This window comes from Protofrankia sp. CiP1_Cm_nod4 (assembly GCF_982290645.1).
The window spans coordinates 1-24,100 of record NZ_CEVIVC010000030.1 but is presented as its reverse complement, the minus strand read 5'-3'; the positions used below and the strand labels follow the sequence as shown (position 1 = coordinate 24,100).

The window sequence follows — 24,100 nt, the reverse complement described above, 5'->3', positions numbered from 1 at the left end:
CGAGGCCCGGCGGGCTGGACGGGGCGAGGCCCGGCGGGCTGGACGGGGCGAGGCCCGGCGGGCTGTGGGCGGCGGGCGGACGCCGTGCTGACGGCCCGTGCCCGCGTGCGGGGCGCCGGTGGTCCCGGTTTGGCCGGTTACCCGGCGGTGCCGGCTCGGCCGGTTACGATGCCCGGGATCGCGGTCAACGGCCAGGCGGCCCCGTGACTGTGCGGGGCACCCGTGGCGGGGTACCCGTAACTGTGCGGGGTAACTGTGCGGTCATGGTCAGGACATGGCCATGACCCGCGCCGCGCCCGGCCCGGGCCGACGCGCGGCTGACGTGATGCCTCGATGCTCCGGACCGGGGTCGAGGCGCGGTGGGTGGTGCTCCCGGTACCGCGCCAGACCCGGTCCGGAGGAAGGGTGCCTGTCCTCGTGCATGCCCTGCGAATCTTTGGTTGGTCGCTGGCGGTCACCGTGGTCGGTGTCGCGTTGGCCGGAGTGCTCGGCGGCCCGGAGACGGCCGCGATCGTCGCCATCCTGGCCGTGCTGGAGATAAGCCTGTCGTTCGACAACGCGGTCATCAACGCCACGATCCTGCGCCGGATGAACGAGTTCTGGCAGCGGATATTCCTCACCGTCGGCATCCTGATCGCCGTATTCGGGATGCGCCTGCTGTTCCCGATCGTCATCGTCGCGCTCACCGCGCATCTCGGCCCCATCGAGGTCTTCGACCTCGCGTTGAACAACCCGGACGAGTACGCGGCCCGGCTGCACGACGCGCATCCGGCCATCGCCGCCTTCGGTGGCATCTTCCTCTTCATGATCTTCCTGGATTTCATGTTCGACCCCGAACGTGACGTCCAGTGGCTCCGCTGGATCGAGGAGCCGCTGCGCAGGGCGGGGCACCTCGATGTGCTGTCGGTCGTGGTCGGGCTCGTCGCGCTCCTCATCGTCGCCGAGGCGTTCTCCGGTGACGCGATCCAGCAGGTGCTCACGGCCGGTGTCGCCGGTATCGCCACCTATCTGGGCGTGCGTGGTCTCGGTGAGTTCTTCGAGGCGCGCGGCCTGGGAGCCGACGACGATGACGCGCAGGACGCCGGGCAGGACGCCGACGACGCCACCGCGGTGGCTCCCGTGGGGACCGCGCCCGCGGCGGGGCCGGCCGGCGGCAAAGGCGGTCCCAACACGCTGGTCCTCGCGTCGGGGAAGGCCGCGTTCTTCCTGTTCCTGTACCTGGAGGTCCTGGACGCGTCGTTCTCCTTCGACGGCGTGGTGGGCGCTTTCGCGATCACTCAGAAGATCTTCGTCATCGCGGCCGGGCTCGGTATCGGCGCCATGTACATCCGGTCGATCACCGTCTACCTCGTCCGCAAGGGCACCCTGCAGGAGTATGTCTACCTGGAGCACGGCGCCCACTACGCCATCGGCGCGCTCGCGGTGATCCTCGCTGTCAGCATCGAGACCGAGGTCCCGGAGATCATCACCGGTCTCGTCGGTGTCGGGTTCATCGGAGTCGCCCTGATCTCCTCTCTGCTGCGCCGGAACAAGGAGCGGCGTGCCGGCGCGGACGAGGGCGACGGCCCGGACGAACGGCAGCGTGAGATCGTTACTGCCGGTTCATGACAGTCGTGCGTCCATGACAGCGCCGCCCATGGACGGCGGCGCCCATGACAGCGAAGATTCTTGATCGTGTATGTGCCACCACGGGGGTCACGGCGAGCCGGCGGCAGGGCCGGGACGACCACCACAAGGGAGCGGAACATGCCCATCGACTACAGCAAGCGCTCCACCGACTCATCCGCCGGTTCGTCCCCCGGCACGCCCGGGGTATCGCTGAACAAGGTGACTCTCACCAAGGGTGCACCTTCGGTCTCCCTGAGCAAGCAGGGCGGCGGCGGGCGGCTGCACGTCAACCTCAACTGGAACGCCCAGGGCGCGGCGGGCGCCGGCGGCAAGGGCGGCTTCCTCAAGCGGGTGCTGAGCGTCGGGCAGGGCGGGATCGACCTCGACCTGGCCAGCCTGTACGAGCTCACCGACGGCCGTAAGGGGGTCGTGCAGGCGCTCGGTAACGCGTTCGGCTCCCTCGACGCGCACCCGTACGTCCAGCTCGACGCCGATGACCGCACCGGTGCCTCCGCCGGTGGGGAGAACCTGTTCGTCAACCTGGCCCACGTCGCGGAGATCCGCCGTCTGCTGATCTTCGCTTTCATCTACTCCGGCGTCCCGAACTTCGACCAGGCCGGCGCGGTGGTGACCCTCACCCCGGCGCGGGGCGCGCCCATCGAGGTCCGGCTGGACGAGCGGGCCGGCAGCGCCCGGATGTGCGCGATCGCGCTGCTGACCAACCAGGGCGGCAACGACCTCATCGTGAGCAGGGAGGTGCGCTACGTCGGCAGCCACCAGGAACTCGACCAGGCCTTCGGCTGGGGACTGAACTGGACTCCGGGGCGCAAGTAGGCGCATGCGGACGAGTAGGAGAATATTGGGCGAATAGGCGTGTAAGGAAGGCGAACGGGCAACAGGGCCGGGAGCCAGGAGCATGATCAGGGGGACGACGAGATGTGGCTGCGCGCAGCCGGGGAGTGGAAGCGGACGTGAGCCGGCCGGTGCCGGTACCGCCCACGGGCGGTGGGCCCGTTTCGACATCCCGGCCACGGCACGGGCTGGTGGCCGGTACGCCACGTCCGGTGCCACCGGGTGACAACAGCGACGGGACGGGCCCGGCGGAACCGGGAGAGATCGTGGCCGGCACCGGGGATGCCGGGGATGACGGGCGTGACGGGCGTGACGCCCCGCCGGCCGTGCGGCCGGGGGACGCGACCGGCCCCGCGCCGGCCGATCATCCGCAGGCCGGCCTCCCGCCGGCCGGCCTCCCGCCGGCGGAGCCGGCCGTGACCATTGCCGCCGAGCCCGAGCAGCCCGCGGCACGGCCCCCCGCGGTTGGCGCGGCCGGCGGGATCGCTGACGGGCAGGAGGCCGCCGCCGGGGCCGCGGCTGAGGGCAGGGCCAAGGGCAAGAAGGGCAAGACCGGGACCGAGGGCAGGGCCGCGGACAAGACCGAGGACAGGGCCGAGGGCAGGGCCGCGGACGGGGCTGCCGCCGGGAACGCCGTCGGCGACGGCGACGCCGAGGGCCCCGCGGCCACCGCCGTCGCCGGCCGCCTGGACGAGCTGGCCCGGCGTCTCGAGGAGCTGGCCAGGCTCCGGCGTCACGACGCCGACCTGGTGGACCGCCTGCACGCCGAGAACACCCGGCTGCGGGCGGGTGAGCTGACCGAGGCGATGTCACCGTTGCTGCGGGGCCTGATGCGGCTGCACGACCAGATGACGAGCCTGGGCGCGGACGACGGCCAGAGCGTCGCCGGTATCCTGCGTACGCAGCTGTTGCAGATCATGGACGTCGCCGTGGACGTCCGTCCGTACACCGCGGTCGTGGGCATGCCCTTCGACCCGGCCCGGCACGTCGGCGTGCGCCGTATCGGTACGGACGACGCCAAGCGTGACCGGACGATCGCCCGGACCGTCAGACCCGGCTTCGTCCGCGGTGAGTCGATCGTGGTGCGCCCAGCCGAGGTGGAGGTCTTTCGGGCACACTAGGGGGCCGACAACAGCAGAAGGCCGACAAAGAGGGCCAACAACGGCGCGGCCATGGTTCTCGTGCGCCCGGTTCCCGGCCGGATCCGGGTGCCGGGGACCGGCCCGGTGGGCCCGGGGGCCTGGCGCCCCTGACCGTGGGCCGCGGCAGCGCGATGCTTTTCTTCGTGCGCCCGGGCCCTGGGCGGTGGCCGCGGTTTGGCGGAGGGAAGCTACATGACGCGGACGAAGGTGTTCGGGATCGACCTGGGAACGACGTACTCGTGTATCGCCCAGGTGGACGAGTACGGGCGCCCGGACGTCATCCGTAACATCGAGTCGCAGCCGACCACGCCGTCGGTGGTGCTCTTTGACGAGTCGCCCGGCGGCGAGGTCAGCTTCGTCGTCGGCACGCAGGCCAAGCGGCAGGCCCGGATCCGTCCGGACGACGTGGCGAGCCTGGTCAAGCGGCACATGGGCGAGGCGGACTGGCGGTTCGTCGTCCACGGCGAGGAGTACAGCGCTCCCGCGGTGTCCAGCCTCGTGCTCAAGGCCCTGGCCGCCGACGCGCAGCGGGTGACCGGGACCCCGGTGACCGATGTGGTCATCACCGTGCCCGCCTACTTCGGTGACGAGGAGCGCAAGGCGACGAAGCTCGCCGGGACGCTCGCCGGGCTGAACGTCGTCGACATCATCAACGAGCCGACCGCGGCGGCCTTCGCCTACGGGTTCGCGCGGGGCGGCGCGGCGGAGTCCACCGTGCTGGTCTACGACCTCGGCGGCGGCACCTTCGACACCACGGTCATCCGGCTGTCGGAGAACGAGATCACGGTGGTTGCCACCGACGGCGACCACGAGCTGGGCGGCGCCGACTGGGACGCCGAGCTGGTGCGTTTCCTCGCGCAGAAGTTCATCGAGGCGCAGCCCGGCGCCGGCGACCCGCTCGACGACGTCTACGACGAGCAGGAGCTGCTGACCGCGGCGGAGGAGGCGAAGCTGGCGCTCTCGGGCCGGGAGAGCGTGGACGTGCTGGTGGTCCATGCCGGCCGGCGCACGAGCGTGACCGTCACCCGCGCCGACCTCGAGGAGATCACGGCGTCGTTGCTGCAGCGCACGCTCGACCTGACCGGCTCGGTGCTCGACCGGGCGAAGGAGCGCGGGGTCGACCACGTCGACGTCTGCCTGCTCGTCGGGGGGATGAGCAAGACCCCTGTCATCGCCCGGAAGCTGACCGAGAAGTTCGGCCTGGCTCCCCGGCTCGTCGATCCTGATCTCGCGGTGGCCAAGGGCGCGGCGGTGTTCGGGCAGAAGAAGGAGCTGGAACGCCAGGTCATCGACGATCTGGTCGCGAAGGGCAGGCTTGCCGAGGGGGAGGGCCTGGAGGCGGCCGAGGCGACCGACGTGCGGCAGGCGGCGTCCGGGGCGGCCGACAGCCTCGGGCTGGACATCACCGCCGTGGTGGACCTGGTGAAAACGAAGATCGTAAATGTGACCTCGCGCGGTTTCGGGATCCTCGCCGAGGACAGGGGCAAGACGGTCGCCGCCTTCCTAGCGCACCGCAACGACCCGTTGCCGATCGAGGTGACGCGGACCTTCTACACGGTCTCCGACAACCAGGCCGAGGTCGACATCCGCGTGTTCGAGCAGGGCACGAGCGCCGAGTCGCCCCTGCCGGAGGACAACAAGGTGATCGTCGAGGGCGCCATCGCCGGCATCCCGGGCGGCCATCCCCGCGGCACGCCCGTCGAGGTCACCTTCTTCATGCGCCCGGACCAGACCATCCGGGTCACCGCCACCCATCCCGGCGCGAAGGACCCCCTGCTCCTGCAGGTGAAGGCCGGGGTCGGCAGCGAGGCGATGCGGGACGAGGAGGGCAGGAAGGTCACCCTGCTCAAGCAGCGCGACTGACGGCCTGGAGGGTCTGCGGTGGATGCCGGCCGGCGCGGGCGCTGATCCGGACGGCCGGCATCCACCGCAGACATACCCACGGGGACACCCGTACCCACGCGGACACCCGCACCCACGCGGACACCCGCCGGGCCGTGTCTGTGTGAGGTGTCACCAGGAGCGGGCAGGTGCAGTTCTGGCCGGTGCATTGCCTCGTCCAGTACATATGGTGAACGTTCCAGGCCGCGCCCAGGACGGGCACGGGCTGTACAGACACGGGTTTCACCTGCCCCGCGGCAGGGACGGGACGAAGGTGGGACGGTGAGCGCGGCGTTCGACGGCAGCGGTTACCGCCAGCGTGTGCTGGCGGAGCTGCACCGCCGCTCCACGTTGGATCTCGATGACCCTTTTTTCGTCGCGGCCCTCGATCCGGATGCCGTCCACACCGACGCGCAGGTACGCGAGCAGCTGGCCGCCGTCATGGCCTTCCTGCAACGGCAGCGGGACGCGACCCGGTACGCGTCGCTCGCGGCGACGCTGGTGCGGCGGCGGGCGGAGTGGGAGGCGCCGCTGCTGGACGCCGCCACCCGCGACCAGCTCCGGGCCCGGGTGCTGGCGGCCCGCCAGGCCGGGCAGGCCGAACGGCTGGCGAAAGTGGCCCGCAATCTCGCTACCGTACGTGAGCGTTTCGGCGGGGTGCCGCGTTCCCGGGTGGCCGGGCTGCGCCGGCTGGCGGCGGCCGACGGGGTGACCACCGAGCAGTTCGACGCGGTTCTCGCCGGCGAGCAGGTGATCGAGGACGGCTGGGGGGACGGGGCCGAGCCCCTCGCCGCGGGGGTGCGCCGCCAGATCCGGGACCGTCTGACCGAGCTGCGGCAGCTGCGGGTGGGCAGCAGGGCCGCCACCGCCTCCCTCTGGGCCTTCCTGGGGGTCCCGGCCGGCTCGCCGCCGGAACGGATCAGGGCGGCCTACGAGATCGCGCTGGAACGCAACCAGCGGCGCCCGCACGACCACGAGAAGACGGTGATCGCGGATCTGCTCGCGCAGGTGCGCACCAGGCTGCTGGACGGGGATCCGGCCGCCTACACCGCCGGCCTGGCCGCGGACGCCCGGGAGGAGATCCGGGGGCGGGTCGAGGAGCACATCGTTCTCGACGGCGAACTGGGACCGGCCGCGTTCGAGGGGCTGGTGCGGGAGATCCTCTCGAGCGGGTCGGGCCTGTCCACGGCGCAGGCCAAGACCCTGCTGCTCGGCGTCGCCCGGGAGCTGGGCGCGGCCGTGACGACCGGGGTCTTCCTCGACTATGTGGTGTGCGCGCAGTGCTGCCGCCCGGAGCCGGTGGACGGCTCGCGGATCTGCCGTTACTGCGACACCGAGCTGTACACCGCGTGCCCCTCGTGCGGACGGGAGACCGAGGCCGCCGCGGTGGCCTGCCGTTCCTGCGGGCAGAGCGTGCGCCAGGCACGGGAGGCCGCCCAGGCCGTGTCCGCCATCCGCCGGGCGCTGGGCGCCGGCCGGGCCCGCCAGGCCGGCGAGCTGCTGGCCGCCGTCCGCCCGGTGCTGGCGCTGCTCGACGGTGCCGCCGCGCGGGAGGCCGAAGAGCTCGACGCACGGGTGCAGGCGGCGCTGGCCGCCGCCGACGCCGGCTGGCGGGCGCTGGTGGACAACCGTGAGGCCCGGCGCGCGGACGCCGCCACCGACGGGGCGCGGTGGCTGGTCTCCCACGCCCGCGACGTGCCCGGCCCGGACGGGCGCACCCCCGAGGAGGTGCTCGCCGAACTCGCCGCCCATCAGGACGTCATCCACCGCCGGGTCGCCGCGGCCCGGGTGCTGCCCGCCCCCGACCAGGAGAGTGCCCTGGCCGCGGTGCTCGCCACGGCGGCGGACAGCCGCGAGGCACTGGCGGCGCTGGCCGCGCTGCCCCTCGACCCGCCCCGGGAGCTGACCGCGGCCGAGCAGGACGGCGGGGTGGTCCTGCGGTGGCGCGCCTGCCTGTCCAGCGCCGCTCCGGTGTCCTACCGGGTGGTCCGCCTGCTCGGGGACGCGAGCGGCCCGGAGCGGATGGTCGCGTCGGAACACAGCCTGGGCACCACCGGGTCCACGGAGCTCGTCGACGCCGGGGTACCGGTGGGGCTGATGGTCCGCTACGAGGTGACCGCGATCGCCGGCAGCCGGCGGTCGGTACCGGTACGCACACCCGGGCTCGTGGTCATGCGGGATGTCACCGAGCTGCGCGCGGAGCAGATCGGTGACGCGGTGAAGCTGTCCTGGCGCCTGGACGGCCCGGTGGACGCGGTCACGATCGAGCGGGCCGTGGACGAGTCGTCGCCGGTGCGGCTCCCGACGCGGCGGATCAGGGCGAACGCCGGCCAGTACGTCGACTCCACCGTCCAGGCAGGTGTCACCTACCGCTATCAGGTCTACGTCGAGTTCCACGACGCGGGCGGTGTTCCCGCGCGCACGGGCGGGGCGTCGACCATGGCGACGGTGATCCCGCGTCCACCGGCGATCCGTGATCTGCAGATCACCGCCGCCGCGGGCCGCACCATGCTGCGCTGGAACGCGCCGGTGGGCAGCGAGGTGCGGATCTACGCGGTGCCCTCGAGCGGAGGGCAGCCGAGCTCGCGGTCGGGTCTGTCGAGCTCGCCGCCGGGCCTGCCGCCGGGGCATCCGCTCGCGGCCGAGGACGCCGAGGTGGATCTGGCGCGGATCGTCGATCCGGCCCGGCTGGTCGGGTCCAGCGACAGCGGCCACCTGGTCGACCTGTCGGCGGCCGGCGAGCTGGAGTACGTCCCGGTGACCGTGCTGGCCGGCCGGGCCGTGGTCGGCAGGGCGGTCCGGCACCTGGTCGTCGGGGAGATCACGGAGCTGCGTGCCGACGACCGCGGCGAGGAGATCGTGCTGTCCTTCCGGATGCCGCCGGGGATCACCGAGGCCCGGGTCCTGTGGCGCCGGGACCAGCCGCCGACCGGGCCCGGCGATCCCGAGGCCGAACAGGCGAAGGTCACCAGCGCGAGCCTGGAGATGAAAGGCGGCTGGCACCTGGCCGCGCCGCCGGACGGCTCGGCGTATTTCATCGTCTGCTATCCGCTGGTACGCATCGGCGGGACGCTGGCCGCGGTACCGCCCGGAACGGGCATCCTGGCCCGGCTGGCGGTCCGGGCGGAGCGGGATGCCCGTCCGGATCCGCCGCTCCATGTGGGCCTCCCGGCCCCGGCGGCCGGTGACCAGGAGGAATGGGCGTCCGCGCATCCCCCGGCCCTCGCGGATCCCCCGGCCCTCGCGGATCCCCCGGCCCTCGCGGATCCGGTGGCTTCCGGTGGCCAACGGGCCGCCGGGAGCGCGGGAGCCGCCACGGGCCCGCCGGCCGGGACCGGCTCGCCGGCCCAGCCGGACCAGCAGCCACCGCAGGAGCGGCCACACCAGGAGCAGCCGCGGCAGGAACAGCGGGAGCAGCCGCAGCAGCAACAGATACAACAGGATGCGGCGACGGTCAGTTATATGGTGGCTCGGGTGGGCTGGCGTCGTCGTACGTTGCGCGTACAGGTGCGCGCGGACGGGCTGCTGCCCGAGTTGCTGCTGGTCGCCCGGTCCGGAACGATCCCGCCGCAGACCCGGGAGGACGGGCAGGTGCTCGCCCGGGTGCCCGCCCACGAGGCGGCACATACACCCGGTGAGCACACCGTGGAGGTCCCGCTGGACGGCGCGCGGCTGCCGTGGGGCATCCGGCTGCTTCCGGGCCCGCAGGCCGCGCAGGTCGTGCTGCGGCATCCTCCGGACGACGCCCTGGTGCTGCGGTGAACCCGTCCGCCCGGCCGTCACGGGCAAGCGTCCCGCTATTGCGCGTCGCGAATAACGCGCAATAGCGAACGGATCAGCGGTGAATGTATTGGGCGGCGGGTAATCGGATAATGCGCGCCCGGCATGACACGCCGCGCCCACGGTCACCGGCCGGCGGCGTGGTGTGCGCGGATACCCGGGCGCGGGTGGCCCGGCGGCCGCCTGATTCGTCATGGTGATCCGCCGGGCTGGCCGACCTGCCCTGATACCTTGCCGCGGGCAGTCGGCGGCCCGGCCAGCGGTCGGTGGCGATCTCGTTCGCCACGGTCGTGGTCATGTGAAAACAGGTTGTCCAGCCGATGACAACAGCGTGCGGGATTTCGGCGCCGGTGGCGGTGGCTGTAGGTTCTGGCCAGTCCGGCGCCCCGCAAATGACGATGTGCGGCCGCCCCGATCAGTGAACGGTCCGACGACAGGGGGTTCGACCGGTGCGTCACTTCGGTTTCCTGGCCGCGGACCGGGCGGATGCGCTGTTTCACCGCCTGCCCGAGGAGATTCCGCCGGCCGCGGACCGCCTGTTGGTGGCAACGGCGCTCGGGGCGACTCTTTACGCCCCGGGCACCCGCCCGACGCTGGCCGCGGACGTCCGCCGCCAGGTGTCCGCCGGGGTGACGTCGATGGTGCTCTGCCTGGAGGACGCCATCGCCGACCACGAGGTCCCCGCGGCCGAGGCGAACATCATCACCGCGCTGCGCGACCTGGGTGGGAATCCGCCGGCCACCGCGGGCGGGCCGCCGTTGCTGTTCGTCCGCGTGCGTGACACCGACCAGATATCGCGCGTCGTCGCCCAGCTCGACGCCGACGCGTCGGGGATGCTCGGCGGTTTCGTGCTGCCCAAGTTCGATCCCGAGGGCGGCGTGGCGGCGCTGGCCGCGGTCGTGCGGGCCTCCGACCGGCTCGCCCGGCCGCTGTGGGCGATGCCCGTGCTGGAAAGCCCTCAGATCATCTTTCGCGAGACCCGGGAGCGGACGCTGCTGGGCGTGCGCGACCTCGTCGACAAGCACGCCGACATCGTTCTTGCCGTGCGTATCGGCGCGACCGATCTCTGTGGCCTGTTCGGGCTGCGCCGGGACCGTGATCTGACCATCTACGACATCGCGGTGGTGCGGGACTGCATCGCCGACATCGTCAACGTGTGCGGCCGCGGTGGGGAGCACGTGGTGAGCGGGCCGGTCTGGGAGTACTTCGCGCAGCCGGAACGGCTCTTCGTCAGCGCGCTGCGGGTCACGCCGTTCGAGGAGGCCGACCTCGTCGGCGACAGCGCGGACGGCGCGCGGATGCGTTCCCGGCTCGTCTCCGCCGATCTCGACCGGCTCATCCGCGAGGTCGTGCTCGACAAGGCCAACGGGCTGCTCGGCAAAACAGTGATCCATCCCAGCCATGTGCCCGCCGTACACGCCCTGCACGTGGCCACCCACGAGGAGTACACGGACGCGATGGCGATTCTCGCGGACGACAGCGGTGGCGTGCGTCCGAGCCGCTACGCGAACAAGATGAACGAGCTGCGGCCCCACCGGGCCTGGGCCGAGGGGGTGCTGCGGCGGGCCCGGGCCTTCGGCGTCCTGCGCGAGGGGCACACGTTCGTCGACGTGCTGGCGGCGACCAGCGCACTGTGACCGGCAGTGCGCGGGCGAGCGCCCGGCGGGCGGGTGGCCGCCACCGGACGGGTGGCCGCAACTACCGGAACTGGTGAAGACCCCGCTGGCGATGCCGGCCGGGGTGCTGCTGAGGACGGAGGTCGTGTGAGTCTGGCGGATGGTGCCGCGGTGCCGTCGAACGGTTCGGGATGGCTGTGGGACGAGCTGGGGCTCGATGTCCGGCTGCGGGCCGACGTGGTCGGCGGGGGGCTGGACGCAATGGTGGGCCTTGCGCTGCGGCGCAACCCCAGACGGGCCCATCTGCTGGTCAGCCGGGTGCTCGGCAAGCATCTGCCGGTACGCCCGGCGCGGTCGGTCGCGGCCGGCCATCTGCTGGCCGCGCGGGTCCGCGCCGACCAGCGGGCGGCCGGGGGCGATGCCGCGGCGGTGGCGCCGCTGGTGCTCGGCTACTGCGAGACCGCCACCTCGCTCGGGCACACCGTGGCCGACGGCCTCGCCGGCTGCGACTACCTGCACACCACGCGCCGGGTCGTTCCTGGTGCCACCACGCTGCTGGACTTCGACGAGGCGCATTCGCATGCCACCTTCCACTGGTTGATGCCGAGCGATCCCGAGCTGGTGCGGGCGCCCCGGCCGCTGGTGCTCGTCGACGACGAGCTGTCCACCGGCCGGACCGCCCTGGGCACGATCCGCGCGCTGCACGCGTTCGCGCCCCGGCCGTCGTACACGGTGGCCACGCTTTTCGACGCCCGGCCGGCGCCGGCCCGCCGCGCCTTCGACGAGCTCGCGGAGCGTCTCGGCGTGTCCGTACGGGTGGTGTCGCTGCTGGCCGGGGAGGTGACCGTCCCGGACGACGTGACCGCGCGCGCCGAGCGGATACGAGCCCGGTACGGCGCCGGCGCCGACGCCGACGGCAGCCGGCCATGGTCCTGCGGGGAGCCCGCTCCGGTGCGCCGTGTGACACCCGACTGGCCTGACGATCTTCCCGACGGCGCCCGCCATGGCTGGTCACGGCCGGACCGGGCGCTGCTCGCCGAGGTGGCGCCGCTGGTCGCCAAGGACGTGGCCGAGGCGCTGAACAGGCCCTCGGGCCGCGTTCTCGTGCTCGGCACCGAGGAGCTCATGTACACACCGCTACTTATCGGTGACGCGCTCGACCGGATCGTCCCTGGCGAGGTCGTCTACCACTCGACGACCCGCTCACCGGTCCACCCGATCGACGCCGACGGCTACGCGATCCGCTGCGCGCGGACCTTTCCGGCGCCTGACGACCCGGGCCGGGCCAGCCATGTGTACAACGTCCGGCCCGGCCTGTACGACGACATCGTCGTGGTGGTCGACTCGGCCGCGAACGGGCGGGCCGCCAGCGGGACGGCCGGGGCGAGCGTGTCAGGGGCGGCCGACGTGTCGGGGATGGCCGGGGTGCTGCGCCGGTGCGCGCCGGTCACCGTGGTCACGATCCCGACGCGGGGGCCGGCCGGCCGGCCGCTGGCCCTGTCGGCCGACAGCGCCGGGGGTGCGCGTTGACCGGGAGCGCCGGGAGCGCCGGGAGTGCCGGGAGCCCCGCAGACGCGTCCGGGAGCGCGGTGCGGCCGGTCATCCCGGGAACGGTGGGCTCGGGCTCCTACGACCCGGCGGACGTCACCTTCCTGTTGAAGGACCTCAGCGACATCCCGCTGGAACGCCCCACCGAGGACCGCGAGGAGGACTTCTCCAAGGGCCGCCACTACTCCGAGGACCTGCCGGTCGAATACGAACCGTCGCAGGCCTACCTTGCCCTGTTCGAGGATGCCCTGGCCCGCTCGGCGGTACGGGTCGCCACCGCGGTCGGCATCGCCACCGAACTCGTGCTCGCGGGCAGAGGAGAGCCGGTCATCGTGTCGCTGGCGCGGGCCGGCACGCCCGCCGGCATCCTGATGCGGCGCTGGGCCCGCTGGCGGCACGGGCTCGACCTGTCGCACTATTCGGTCTCCATCATCAAGGACCGGGGGCTCGACGAGAACGCGATGCGCTGGATCCTCGCTCGGCACGACCGGCGCAGCCTCCAGTTCGTCGACGGCTGGACGGGCAAGGGCGCCATTCTCCGGGTGCTCGAGACCGCCGCCCGCGGCCTCGGGCTGGACGCGTCCATGGCGGTCATCTCCGACCCCGGCCACTGCACATCCCTGTACGGGACGCGGGACGACTTCCTGATCCCGCACAGCTGCCTGAACTCCACGGTCAGCGGCCTGGTGAGCCGGACGGTGCTGAACCGGTCGCTGATCGGCCCGGCCGACTTCCACGGGGCGAAGTACTACCGGCACCTCGCCGACCGGGACTACTCCCGCCGTTACGTCGAGACCGTTGCCGAGGCGTTCCCCGCCGCGTCGGCCGCGGTCGCGGACGGCGTCTCGCGGCCGGCGGAGCGCACCCCGACCTGGGCCGGCTGGCAGGCGGTCGAGACGCTGGCGAAGGAGTACGGGATCGACAACATCGGCCTGGTCAAGCCCGGGGTCGGCGAGACCACCAGGGTGCTGTTGCGCCGGGTGCCCTGGAAGGTCGTCGTCACCCCCGAGCGGCTGGCGGAGCTGCCTCATGTCCTGTCCCTGTGCGAGGCCAAGGGCGTGCCCGTCGAGGAGAGGGCCGACCTGCCGTACTCGTGTGTCGGGATCATCAAGCCGCCCGACGGCACGCCCGACCGCGCGCTGTTCACCAGGCCGTCGTGACAGGGTGTTTCGTCGCCATGAGATGTTCCATCGCGCAGGCTGTCCAGCACCTGAAGGATCAGGGTTTTCCGGGGGATCGGCCCGCGTGCCCTGATGGTGGCACGCAGCTCGCTGACCGTCACCAGGTGTTGCTGGACGGCGGACGCGATGATGTCGTACACGGCTTCCGGCCGCTGCGCCCAGTTGGCCATGTCCACGACGGAGCGGGCCAGCCTGGTCCGTCGTGGACGCAGGTGGGGGTGCACGGCGTCGGGGCCCAGCCGGGCGCTGTGGTGAACGACGACGCCCGGCCGCGGGGCGGGATGCCGCCCGGCCGGCACGACGATGGTGATGTGCTCGTCGTCGAAGCCGCGCAGGCCGCCCATGGCGGCCGCGGAGGCGCCGCCGACGACGGCGTGCGGCCCGATGGACTCGACCGCGCACCACAGCAGCTGCATCCGGGTGGGCGGCTGCGGGCGGGTCACGAGCACACCCGGCATGGGGCGCTGCCAGCGTCCGGTCCGCACCTGCCAGTGAATCGTCGAGCGGCTCGTGCCGGCGGCGACGACGGCGCGGACGGCGATGACGCCGCACTGGCTGTCGGCGGCCTGCTGCCAGGGATACCGCCGCCAGGAATCCTGCTGCCGGGGATGCTGCCGCCAGGGATCCTGGTGCCAGGAATCCTGCTGCCAGGGATGCTGCTGCCAGGGATGCTGGCCGGGGTCCGGGGCCATGTCTGTCAGGCTCGCAGCCGTGCCGGCCGGATGGAACAGCGCGCGGCGGCCTGTGGACAACTGCCACCCACCCGAGCGGGCTGTGGACAGGCCCCGGCCCGTCCGGTTCCCGTGTCCGGACGGTTCCCGTGTCCGGACAATGCGTGTGATTGCGCGGCATGTCGGCCGGCCCGTGGCGTAGAGTCGGGCCATCAGCACATGGACGCCCGCGCCGTCCCCGGCCGCGGCCCTGCCGGGCGCGCGCTGGGTCGTCGCCTGTGATCTCGACCAGACGCTGATCTACAGCAGGCGTTCCTTCCGGCTCCCGTCCGGTGCGGTCGAACCCGAGCTGGTCACTGTGGAGCACATCGACGGCGAGCCCGCCGCGTTCTGCACCGCCGCGTCCGCCGAACTGATCGCCAGGCTGCACGCCGCGGCGACCCTCGTTCCGGTCACCACCCGTACCCGGGCACAGTACGAACGGGTCGATCTCGGTGTCCGCCCCCGGTACGCGATCACGACCAACGGCGGCCACCTGCTGGTGGACGGCCGTCCGGACGAGGCCTGGGCGGCCCGGATCCGGGAGCGGATCGCCACCCGTGCCCGCCCGCTCGCCGAGGTGTGGGCCATCGCGCAGCGGCTCGCCGCCGACGGCTGGGTCCGGGTGAGCCGGGTCGCCGACGGCCTGTTCGTCTACCTCGTCGCCTACGAGCGTGACGGCATCCCCGACCTGTCCGGCCTCGCGGCGGGCCTGGCGGCCGATGGCTGGGGCCTGTCCGTCCAGGGACGCAAGGTCTACCTGGTACCGGCCGGGCTGACCAAGCAGGCGGCCCTCGCCGAGGTGATGCGCCGGGCCGCGCCGGCAAGGCTCGCCGCCGCGGGGGACTCACTGCTGGACGCGGGCATGCTCGCCGCCGCGGACCTCGCCGTCCGCCCCGCCCACGGCGAGCTGGACGAGCACCGGTGGACGCACCCGAACCTGCGGGTCACCACCGTCTCGGGCCTGCGCGGGGGGCAGGAACTGCTCGAGATCCTCGAAGCCGGGCTCGCCGCCGCGGGACCGGCACCTGCGCCTGGGCCTGCGCCTGGGCCTGCGCCTGGGCCTGCGGCTGGGCCTGGCCCCGGCCGCTGAGCCGGCCGCGCGCCAGGCCGGAGACGTCACGATCACGCTTGTCGCGCACGGCGGCGCTTTTCGTGCGTCCGCGGGCTGTCAGGCCCGCGCCGCCCAGGCGTCCGTTGCTATCTGTAATCATCTGTTACGTTAATCCTAATTCAGGAACAGTACGGTACTGTTTTGGAACGTGGTCGGCGGCGGGAGGGGGTCACGACCATGGCGGTGTCGGCACGCCTGGGTGGCGCCGTACGTGGGCGTCCCCGCGACGAAGCCCGTGAGCAGGCCATTCTGCACGCCGCGCTCGAGCTGCTCACCGAGGTCGGCTACGAGCGCATGAGCATGGTCGCCGTCGCGGCCCGGGCTCGGGCGAGCAAGGCGACGATCTACCGGCGCTGGGCGGGCAAGGACGAGCTCGTCGTCGAGGCGATCCGTCGCCAGGCGGTCGACGACGTCGTCATCGCGGACACCGGCAGCCTGCGCGGCGACATGATCGATATCATCCGTCAGAAGGTCAGGCGCCTGGCCGACGGCGGTGCCGCCCTGATGGCCGGTGTCGTGCTGGCCATGCGCGACTCCGCGGCCCTGGCGGCGGCGCTGCGGGCCCAGATGCTCGGGGACGGGCGTGGTCTGGCCGCCCTCATCGTGCAGCGGGCCGTCGACCGGGGTGAGCCGTGTTCGCCGACAGCCGTCGGCGTCTTCAACGAGCTGGTTCCCGCTGCGATCTTCTTCCGCCTCCTGATCACCGGTGAGGCCCTGGACGATGCGTTCATTCATCATCTGGTCGACGACATCCTGTTGCCGCTGATGACAGTGGGCCGCTGAATGTTCCCGGGCATGCACGGCACGCCGGCGCCGCGGCGGAAACATGATCGAACCTTTTTCACCGTATTGACGCACAGGCGGCACCGGCCGTCGGCGGCGTGCGGGAAACCACGCGCGCAACCGTGCGGGAGGCGAAGAGGACATCATCCCGCCGCCGGTTCCGGCCGGAGCGGGGCGGCGTTCGGCCCGGCCGCCCAGGCCGAGGCCCTGATCGCGGGATACACGACCGCGTTCATGTGGAGCGCGGTAATATTTTTCGCCGCGTTCCTCGTGATCCTCTTCCTGCTGCGCGCCGGCCGGGGCGAACTGCCGGCCGACGGGGTGCCGGTTCACACCGTGTAACGGGCGGCGCGACTGTTGGAAAGCGCCGGGGTACTGACCGCTGTATACGGCCGGCACTTCGTGGTACACCCAATGCGGGCGAGACGACAACGAGACGACATCGCTTCCGGAGATCCAAAGGTAGCGTGATCGTGTTCTTTTCCGCGCTGCCGGCGGCACCATCCCCGGATCATCAGGGTCCCCGGACCATCAGGAGGGCATGTGACCAGCACGGCGGACGGTACCGGTCTGGACGCTGTCGGTACTGACAGCGTCGGTACCGACGAGCTCAGCCTGGAGCGCGAACTCGACCAGTTGCTGGCGGTGGAGCGTTTCGACCCACCGCCCGGTTTCGTCTCCCGCTGGTACCAGGCTTCCGACGCCGCCGCGGCCGCCGCCGATCCGGTGGCCTTCTGGGCGGAGCGGGCCCGCACCCTGCTGGACTGGGACACGCCGTTCACAACCACGCTGGACGACAGCAACCCGCCCTTCTACCGCTGGTTCAGCGATGGCCGGCTCAACGTCTCGGCGAACTGCCTGGACCGGCACGTGGCCGCCGGCCGCGGGGACAAGGTCGCCTTCCACTGGGTCGGCGAGGAGGGCGAACGCCGCCGGGTGACCTACTCCGACCTGCTGGCCGACACCCAGCGGCTGGCCAACGGGCTCAAGGAGCTGGGGGTCGGCAAGGGTGACGTCGTGGGGATCTTCCTCCCGATGATCCCCGAGGTCGCGGTGGCGATGCTGGCCTGCGCCCGTATCGGCGCGGTGCACAACGTCGTCTTCGGTGGCTTCGCCCCGTCCGCCGTGCGCGAGCGGATGGAGGTCTCCGACGCCAAGGTCCTGATCACCGTGGACGGCGCCCGCCGCAAGGGCCGCACCGCCCCTGTCAAGGAGGCCGTGGACGCCGAGCTGGGCGATCTGAAGGCCTTGGAGCACATCGTGGTGGTCCGTTCCACCGGGATCGCGGCGCCGATCCGCGAGGGCCGGGACGTCTGGTACCACGAGCTGCTCGAGCGGGCCGACCCGGTGTGCCCGCCGGAGCCGCTGGACGCCGAGCATCCGCTGTTCATCCTGTACAGCTCCGGTTCCACGGCCAAGCCCAAGGGCATCCTGCACACCACCGGGGGGTACCTGACCGGGGCGACGTACACCCACCGGCTGGTCTTCGACCTCGACGCGGACTCCGACGTCTACTGGTGCTCGGCGGACGTCGGCTGGATCACCGGCCACTCCTACATCGTCTACGGGCCGTTGTCCAACGGCGCGACCAGTGTGATGTTCGAGGGTGCCCCGGACTATCCCGACCGGGACATCTGGTGGAAGATCATCGAAGAGTTCAAGGTCACCATCTTCTACACCGCTCCGACCGCCATCCGGACCTGCATCAAGTGGGGCCCGCAGTACCCGGGCCGGCACGACCTCTCCTCGCTGCGGCTGCTCGGCACGGTGGGGGAGCCGATCAACCCCAAGGCGTGGCTGTGGTACCACAAGGTGATCGGCGGCGGCCGCTGCCCCATCGTCGACACCTGGTGGCAGACCGAGACCGGCGCCATCCTGATCTCCCCGTTGCCCGGCGTGACGCCGACCAAGCCGGGCTCGGCCACCACGCCGCTGCCGGGGATCTTCCCCGCCCTGCTGTCCGAGGACGGCAAACCGGTGACCGAGGGCACCGGCATCCTGGTGATCACCAAGCCGTGGCCGTCCATGCTGCGCACCCTCTACCGGGACGACGAGCGGTACGTGCAGACGTACTTCTCCCGGTTCGGCCGGGACGTGTACGTCGTCGGCGACGCCGCCAGGCTGGACGCGGACGGCTACTTCTGGATCATCGGCCGGATCGACGACGTGATCAACGTGTCCGGGCACCGGCTGTCGACCGCCGAGGTCGAGTCGGCGATCGTCTCGCACGAGTCGGTGGCGGAGGCCGCGGTCGTGGCCCAGTCCGACGAGCACACCGGCCAGGCCATCGTGGCCTTTGTCACGCTCACCGGCAACCAGCTCGGCGACGACGCCACCGTCGCCGAGCTGCGCGAGCACGTCGCCACCCGGATCGGCAAGCTCGCCCGGCCCAAGCGGGTGATCTGGGCGGACGACCTGCCCAAGACCCGGTCCGGGAAGATCATGAGGCGGCTGCTGCGGGACATCGCCGAGGGGCGCGAGCTCGGGGACGTCACGACGCTGCGGGATCCGGACGTGATGGCCGCCCTGGCAGGCAAGATCGCCCAAGCCGGCCCGGACGACTGATGAGGCCACCGGCCGGATCATCCGCCTCCGGTCGCGAGCCCCCCGGTGGGAGAAGCCCGTCCGAGCTGTCTAGGCTGACCATTTCGTGAGAGCCCTTCGACGCTTCACCGTCCGCGCGCAGCTCCCCGAGCAGCTTCACCCGCTCGGGGAGCTCGTCCTCAACCTCCGCTGGTCGTGGCACCCGGAGACGCTGGATCTCTTCGAGTCGGTCGATCCCGAGCTGTGGCGCACCTGCAAGGGAGATCCGGTGCGCCTTCTCGGCGAGGTCGACCATGAGCGCCTCGAAAGCCTCGCAGCCGACCGCCGCTTCGTCCGCCGCCTTGACGACGCCGCTGACGACCTGCACGAATACCTGACCGCGCCGCGCTGGTACCAGTCGCTGCCCGACGCCCCGCGCGCGATCGCCTACTTCTCGCCGGAGTTCGGCATCACCGAGGTGCTGCCGCAGTACTCCGGCGGCCTCGGCATCCTCGCCGGCGACCATCTCAAGACCGCCAGCGACCTGGGCGTGCCGATCGTGGGGGTGGGCCTGCTCTACCGGGCCGGCTACTTCGTCCAGTCGCTGTCCCGGGACGGCTGGCAGCAGGAACGCTATCCCGGCATCGACCCGCACGGCCTGCCGCTGACCCAGCTCACCGACGCCGCCGACGACCCCGTGAAGATCACGCTCGGGCTGCCCGACGGGCGCACCCTGCACGCCCAGATCTGGAAGGCGCAGGTCGGCCGGGTGCCGCTGCTGCTGCTCGACTCCGACGTCGAGGACAACCAGCCGGCCGAGCGGGGCGTGACCGACCGGCTCTACGGCGGCGGCACCGACCACCGCCTGCTCCAGGAGATGCTGCTGGGCATCGGCGGGGTGCGGGCGCTGCGGGCCTACTCGGCGGTGTCCGGCGCCCCGGAGCCGGAGGTGTTCCACACCAACGAGGGCCATGCCGGCTTCCTCGGCCTGGAGCGCATCCGGGAGCTGACCGCGACCGGCCTGAGCTTCGACGAGGCGTTGGAGGCGACTCGGGCCGGGACGCTGTTCACCACCCACACCCCGGTGCCGGCCGGGATCGACCGGTTCCCCCGCGACCTGGTGGCCCGCCACTTCGGCGCGGACAACGTCTGGCCCGGCGTGCCCGTCGAGCGGGTGCTCGAGCTCGGCGCCGAGTCCGACCCGAACGTGTTCAACATGGCGCACATGGGCCTGCGGCTGGCCCAGCGCTCCAACGGGGTCTCCCAGCTGCACGGGATCGTCAGCCGGGAGATGTTCGCCGGCCTGTGGCCGGGCTTCGACCCCGACGAGGTCGCGATCGGCTCGGTCACCAACGGTGTTCACGCGGCCACCTGGGTGTCCCGGAACGTGATCGAACTGGCCGACCGGGAGCTTGGCCCGTCCCCCCTCGACGACGGGGGCGAGGGCTTCGCCAAGATCTCCCAGATCTCCGACGAGGCGGTCTGGGCGACCCGCCGTGAGCTGCGGGAACGCCTCGTCGCCGAGGTCCGCCGCCGGCTGCGGGCGTCCTGGCTGCAGCGCGGCGCCGCCCCCGGCGAGCTGGACTGGGTCGACGGCGTGTTTGACCCGGGAATCCTCACGATCGGGTTCGCCCGCCGGGTGCCCTCCTACAAGCGGCTGACCCTGATGCTGCGCGACCCCGAGCGGCTGACCCGGCTGCTGCTGCACCCGCAGCGCCCGGTCCAGCTGGTCATCGCCGGCAAGGCGCACCCGGCCGACGACGGCGGCAAGCAGCTCGTCCAGCAGATCGTGCAGTTCTCCGACAACCCGGAGGTCCGCCACCGCATCGTGTTCCTGCCGGACTACGACATCGGCATGGCACGCTTCCTCTACTCCGGGTCGGACGTGTGGCTGAACAACCCCCTGCGCCCGCTGGAGGCGTGCGGCACCTCGGGGATGAAGGCCGCGCTCAACGGCTGTCTCAACCTCTCCATCCGGGACGGCTGGTGGGACGAGATGTTCGACGGCCGTAACGGCTGGGCGATCCCCACCGCGGACGGCGTGGAGGATCCCGAGCGCCGGGACGCCATCGAGTCGGCCGCCCTCTACGACCTGCTGGAGAACGCGGTCGCCGCGCGTTTCTACGACGTCGCCGGCGTGGGCACGCCGCCGCGTGACTGGACGTCGATGGTCAAGCACACCCTGTCGACCCTCGGGCCGCAGGTGCTCGCCACCCGGATGGTGCGCGAGTACGTCGAGCGCTACTACGTCCCCGCCGCCGCCTCGGCGCGGGCGGCCTCGGCGGACGGCGCGCACGGGGCCCGGGACCTGGCGGCGTGGAAGGAGCGGGTCCGGGCGGCCTGGCCCGGGGTGCGGGTGGTCAACGTCGACTCGGCCGGTCTCGGCGACACCCCGCAGGTCGGCCAGTCGCTGGTGGTCCGTGCCACGGTCGAGCTCGGTGGTCTGGAGCTGGCGGACGTGGAGGTCGAGGCGTCCTACGGGCGCATCGACGAGTCCGACCGGCTGCTGGGCCCGGCCACCCTGCCGCTGGCCCATGTCGGCCCCGGCGAGGGCGGTGGCCTGCGCTTCGAGGGCACCATCCCGCTGCGGCGGACGGGTTCCTTCGGCTACACCGTCCGGGTGCTGCCACGGCACCCCCTGCTCGCCTCACCGGCCGAACTCGGCCTGGTGGCGAACCCCGACTGAACGATCTCCGTCGGCTCCGTCGGCTCCGGCCGCCGGAGCCGACGAGCAGGCCGGCACAGGGCCGCGCTGGCCTGCTCATTCGTTCACTCGATGCGTTCATCCGGGTGCCCTACGCACGCGTCGCGCCCTGCGGAACATGCCAACAATCCAACAAACATGCTAATTCCAAGATCGATTAGTATATTTGTTGGCTGGGAGGAGGGTTCCGTGCGTAGCTTTGCCGATCTTGACCGGCTACTTGATCATGTTCCGTCACGAGTTGTCAAGCACCTGAGTGCCATCGATCGTGGAGCCGGTTCCGAGCAGCTCTTCCGCATCCAGATGCCCGGCCTGCTCGACCAGCTCGCGGACCGGGCTCGGGTGCTGAGTGTGACAGCATCCTCGGCGATCGAAGGCGTGACCGTTGACAGTCCGGAACGGGCCGAGCGGATCATCCGCGGTCAGGTCGGCGGACTGCGGACCAGGGACGAACGGGAACTCGCCGGTTACCGGGACGCGCTCGACTACGTCTACCGTGAGGACTTCTCCCCGGTCAACCCGGGGCTTCTGCTGCATGTCCACCGCCTGCTCTTCCGGCGCACCCAGGGGAGCGGGGGCGCGCTGAAGGCCCAGGACAACCTCGTCGTGGACCGGGCCGCGGACGGAACGGTGACTCTGCGTTTCGTCCCGGTACCCGCGTCCGAGACCGAGTACTTTCTGGCCGAGCTGACCAGTCGTTACTCGATCGCGCGCAACAAAAATGATCACCATTCGGTTCTGCTGGTGGGCCTGTTCGCGCTGGATTTTCTCGTGATTCATCCCTTTGAGGACGGCAACGGCCGAGTGGCACGTATCATCTCGAATGCGCTGCTGCTCGACTGTGGCTACCAGATGTGCCGATATATCAGCCTTGAGAAGATTATTTCCGACAGTGCCGAAGAATACTATTCGTCCCTTCTCGCGTCCACGCATGGGTGGCATGGCAGCCAGCATGATCCGTGGCCTTGGCTCGAGTACTTCTCGGCGACCGTCGCGACCGCCTACTCCATCTTCGCGGACCGGGCGGCGGCTGGACGTTCGGGCATCAGCAAGCAGGACAGGGTTCGCGACCACATTCTGTGGCACGCTCCCCGCCGCTTCCGTCTCGACGACGTGCGTACGGCGCTGCCGGGAGTCAGCGACCAGACGATCCGCATCGCGCTGAACGCGCTGCGGGACGAAGGCCATGTGATCAGCAGCGGAGCTGGCCGGGCGGCATTCTGGACCCGTCTCGACCGGCCCGTGCCCCCCTCCGGGTAGACGCGAAGGTGCCGTGTGTCCCGCGGGACATGCCAACAATTCAACAAACATGCTAATTTCAAGATCGATTAGTATATTTATCAGTGTCGAGTGGCCTGGCCTCGGGCGGATGGCGGGCGCATCCGCTTGATCTCGATCATCGTCGCGGCATGGCACCGCGCGACCGCGTCAGCCGGGATGCCAGCCCCGCCGATCTCATCGGGTTCACAGGCTGTACGTCTGGCGCCTTGCTTGTACGGAGCGATGGCCTGTTGTACGTTCGATCTATGACCGTGTCGCCTGAAATGAGCGTCTCCGAGGCACGGGAGAGCCTGGCTGCGATCATCGATCAGGTCCGCGCCGACCACCAGCCGGTCTATCTCTCCCGTCGCGGGCGGCGGGTCGCCGCCGTCATCGACGCCGACGACCTGGACCGCATCCTCGCCTTGGCCGAGGACATGGCTGACATCCGCGAAGCCGAGCGAGCCCGTGAGGAAATGGCAGCCACCGGGCAGACACCCGTTCCCTGGGACGAGGTGAAGGCCGATCTCGGCCTGGAATGAGATATACGGTCACCATTGCTCCGGCCGCGTTCCGCCGGTTACGCAAACTCGACCCCGTCGCGCGACGCCGCGTGCAGGCTGTGATCGACCTGCTCGCCGACGACCCTCGTCCGCCAGCCGCCCGGCAGCTGGTCGGCGGCGGCGGTGAATGGCGCGTACGTACCGGCGACTACCGCGTTGTGTATGACATCCAGGACAAAGAGCTGATTATCCTAGTCGTCGCTGTCGGTCATCGCCGAGATGTCTATCGTTGATGTTCATCTGGCTTGCTCATGCGGTGGCGCGTAGGAGGAGGACGGCGCGGCCGGCGACGGGTAGGTGTTCGCCTGCGTCGAGGGGCCGGGACAGGGTGTCGAGGGTGGCGGGGAAGCCGGCGAGGTCGTCCGCGCTGGTGTCGAGCAGCAGCGTGTAGGTGGATGCCCATGGCTGGCCTGGCAGGACGATGGTCACCGGGTCGGTGTCCGGGTGCAGGATGAGCAGGAAGCTGTCGCCGGTGGCCGCGGTGCCGTCCGGCGCGTGCCAGCCGAGGGCTGTTCCGCTCAGGTGGGCGACGAGGGTGCGGACGTGCGGGGAGTTCCAGTCCGCGTCCGACATGACCGCGCCGTCCGGGCGGAACCAGGTGATGTCCGCGAGTGCCTCGGTGGTGGAGGGGCCGCCGTGGAAGAACGTCCGCCGGCACAGCGTCGGGGAGCGGCGCCGCAGCGCGATCAGGCCGCTGACCAGCGGCAGCAGCATCGGGTCGGGCCCGGCCGGGTCGGGTGCGGCTGGGCCGTCGGCGGGTGCCGGGCTGTCCGCGGGTGCCGGGCTGTCGGCGGGTGCCGGGCCGTCGGCGGGTGCCGGGCTGTCCGCGCTGGGG

The 24,100-nt window shown here is 71.6% G+C and carries 15 protein-coding genes and 1 pseudogene; 15 read left to right on the top strand and 1 reads right to left on the bottom strand.

Features of this window, described 5'->3' with window-relative positions; translation table 11 throughout:
* The first annotated feature begins 417 nt into the window (after positions 1-417).
* From AC5LSR_RS08305 to AC5LSR_RS08235, 15 genes are all read left to right on the top strand, one after another.
* Positions 418-1,608: a DUF475 domain-containing protein gene (locus AC5LSR_RS08305; protein WP_250281153.1), complete on the top strand. Its 1,191-nt coding sequence runs from the start codon at positions 418-420 to the stop codon at positions 1,606-1,608.
* Positions 1,609-1,746: 138 nt separating this feature from the next.
* Entirely contained in the window at positions 1,747-2,442 is a 696-nt protein-coding gene (locus AC5LSR_RS08300; RefSeq protein ID WP_250281144.1) for a TerD family protein, read from the top strand.
* Between the two features lie 230 nt (positions 2,443-2,672).
* The gene (gene grpE, locus AC5LSR_RS08295; RefSeq protein WP_493468319.1) at positions 2,673-3,581 is read left to right on the top strand and encodes a nucleotide exchange factor GrpE; all 909 of its coding nucleotides are present in this window, start codon (positions 2,673-2,675) and stop codon (positions 3,579-3,581) included.
* Positions 3,582-3,794: 213 nt separating this feature from the next.
* On the top strand, positions 3,795-5,465 hold the full coding sequence (locus tag AC5LSR_RS08290) for an Hsp70 family protein (RefSeq protein ID WP_250281142.1): 1,671 nt from the start codon (positions 3,795-3,797) through the stop codon (positions 5,463-5,465).
* Between the two features lie 300 nt (positions 5,466-5,765).
* On the top strand, positions 5,766-9,245 hold the full coding sequence (locus AC5LSR_RS08285; RefSeq protein WP_250281141.1) for a zinc ribbon domain-containing protein: 3,480 nt from the start codon (positions 5,766-5,768) through the stop codon (positions 9,243-9,245).
* Positions 9,246-9,712: 467 nt separating this feature from the next.
* Positions 9,713-10,900, top strand: a complete 1,188-nt coding sequence (locus AC5LSR_RS08280) for an HpcH/HpaI aldolase/citrate lyase family protein (RefSeq protein ID WP_250281139.1) — start codon at positions 9,713-9,715, stop codon at positions 10,898-10,900.
* Between the two features lie 126 nt (positions 10,901-11,026).
* Positions 11,027-12,409 carry a phosphoribosyltransferase family protein gene (locus tag AC5LSR_RS08275; RefSeq protein ID WP_493468318.1) on the top strand — a complete coding sequence of 461 codons (1,383 nt, stop codon included), beginning with the start codon at positions 11,027-11,029 and terminating at the stop codon, positions 12,407-12,409.
* Between the two features lie 59 nt (positions 12,410-12,468).
* Positions 12,469-13,587 carry a cysteine protease StiP family protein gene (locus tag AC5LSR_RS08270; protein ID WP_250281135.1) on the top strand — a complete coding sequence of 373 codons (1,119 nt, stop codon included), beginning with the start codon at positions 12,469-12,471 and terminating at the stop codon, positions 13,585-13,587.
* Positions 13,588-14,490: 903 nt separating this feature from the next.
* Positions 14,491-15,411, top strand: a complete 921-nt coding sequence (locus AC5LSR_RS08265) for an HAD family hydrolase (protein WP_493468321.1) — start codon at positions 14,491-14,493, stop codon at positions 15,409-15,411.
* A gap of 198 nt (positions 15,412-15,609) precedes the next feature.
* Complete coding sequence (locus AC5LSR_RS08260) at positions 15,610-16,215, top strand: TetR/AcrR family transcriptional regulator (RefSeq protein ID WP_250281133.1); 606 nt, start codon at positions 15,610-15,612, stop codon at positions 16,213-16,215.
* A gap of 570 nt (positions 16,216-16,785) precedes the next feature.
* Complete coding sequence (gene acs, locus AC5LSR_RS08255) at positions 16,786-18,780, top strand: acetate--CoA ligase (RefSeq protein ID WP_250281149.1); 1,995 nt, start codon at positions 16,786-16,788, stop codon at positions 18,778-18,780.
* 85 nt (positions 18,781-18,865) lie between these two features.
* Positions 18,866-21,424, top strand: a complete 2,559-nt coding sequence (glgP, locus tag AC5LSR_RS08250) for an alpha-glucan family phosphorylase (RefSeq protein ID WP_250281130.1) — start codon at positions 18,866-18,868, stop codon at positions 21,422-21,424.
* 207 nt (positions 21,425-21,631) lie between these two features.
* A complete protein-coding gene (locus tag AC5LSR_RS08245) occupies positions 21,632-22,702 on the top strand; it encodes a Fic family protein (protein ID WP_493464705.1) in 1,071 nt (356 codons plus the stop codon).
* A gap of 83 nt (positions 22,703-22,785) precedes the next feature.
* Positions 22,786-23,244, top strand: a complete 459-nt coding sequence (locus AC5LSR_RS08240) for a type II toxin-antitoxin system Phd/YefM family antitoxin (RefSeq protein ID WP_250281128.1) — start codon at positions 22,786-22,788, stop codon at positions 23,242-23,244.
* Entirely contained in the window at positions 23,241-23,498 is a 258-nt protein-coding gene (locus tag AC5LSR_RS08235; protein WP_250281127.1) for a type II toxin-antitoxin system RelE family toxin, read from the top strand. The genes AC5LSR_RS08240 and AC5LSR_RS08235 overlap by 4 nt, the downstream gene beginning before the upstream one ends.
* A 16-nt stretch (positions 23,499-23,514) precedes the next feature.
* Here the strand turns inward: AC5LSR_RS08235 and AC5LSR_RS08230 are convergent.
* Positions 23,515-24,100: pseudogene (locus AC5LSR_RS08230) on the bottom strand (glycogen debranching protein GlgX); the annotation flags it as partial.

Excerpts from the sequence above, each read along its gene's own strand:
- AC5LSR_RS08300 (WP_250281144.1), top strand. The coding sequence starts at position 1,747 with ATGCCCATCGACTACAGCAAGCGCTCCACCGACTCATCCGCCGGTTCG.
- AC5LSR_RS08290 (WP_250281142.1), top strand. The coding sequence starts at position 3,795 with ATGACGCGGACGAAGGTGTTCGGGATCGACCTGGGAACGACGTACTCG.
- AC5LSR_RS08260 (WP_250281133.1), top strand. The coding sequence starts at position 15,610 with ATGGCGGTGTCGGCACGCCTGGGTGGCGCCGTACGTGGGCGTCCCCGC.
- AC5LSR_RS08235 (WP_250281127.1), top strand. The coding sequence starts at position 23,241 with ATGAGATATACGGTCACCATTGCTCCGGCCGCGTTCCGCCGGTTACGC.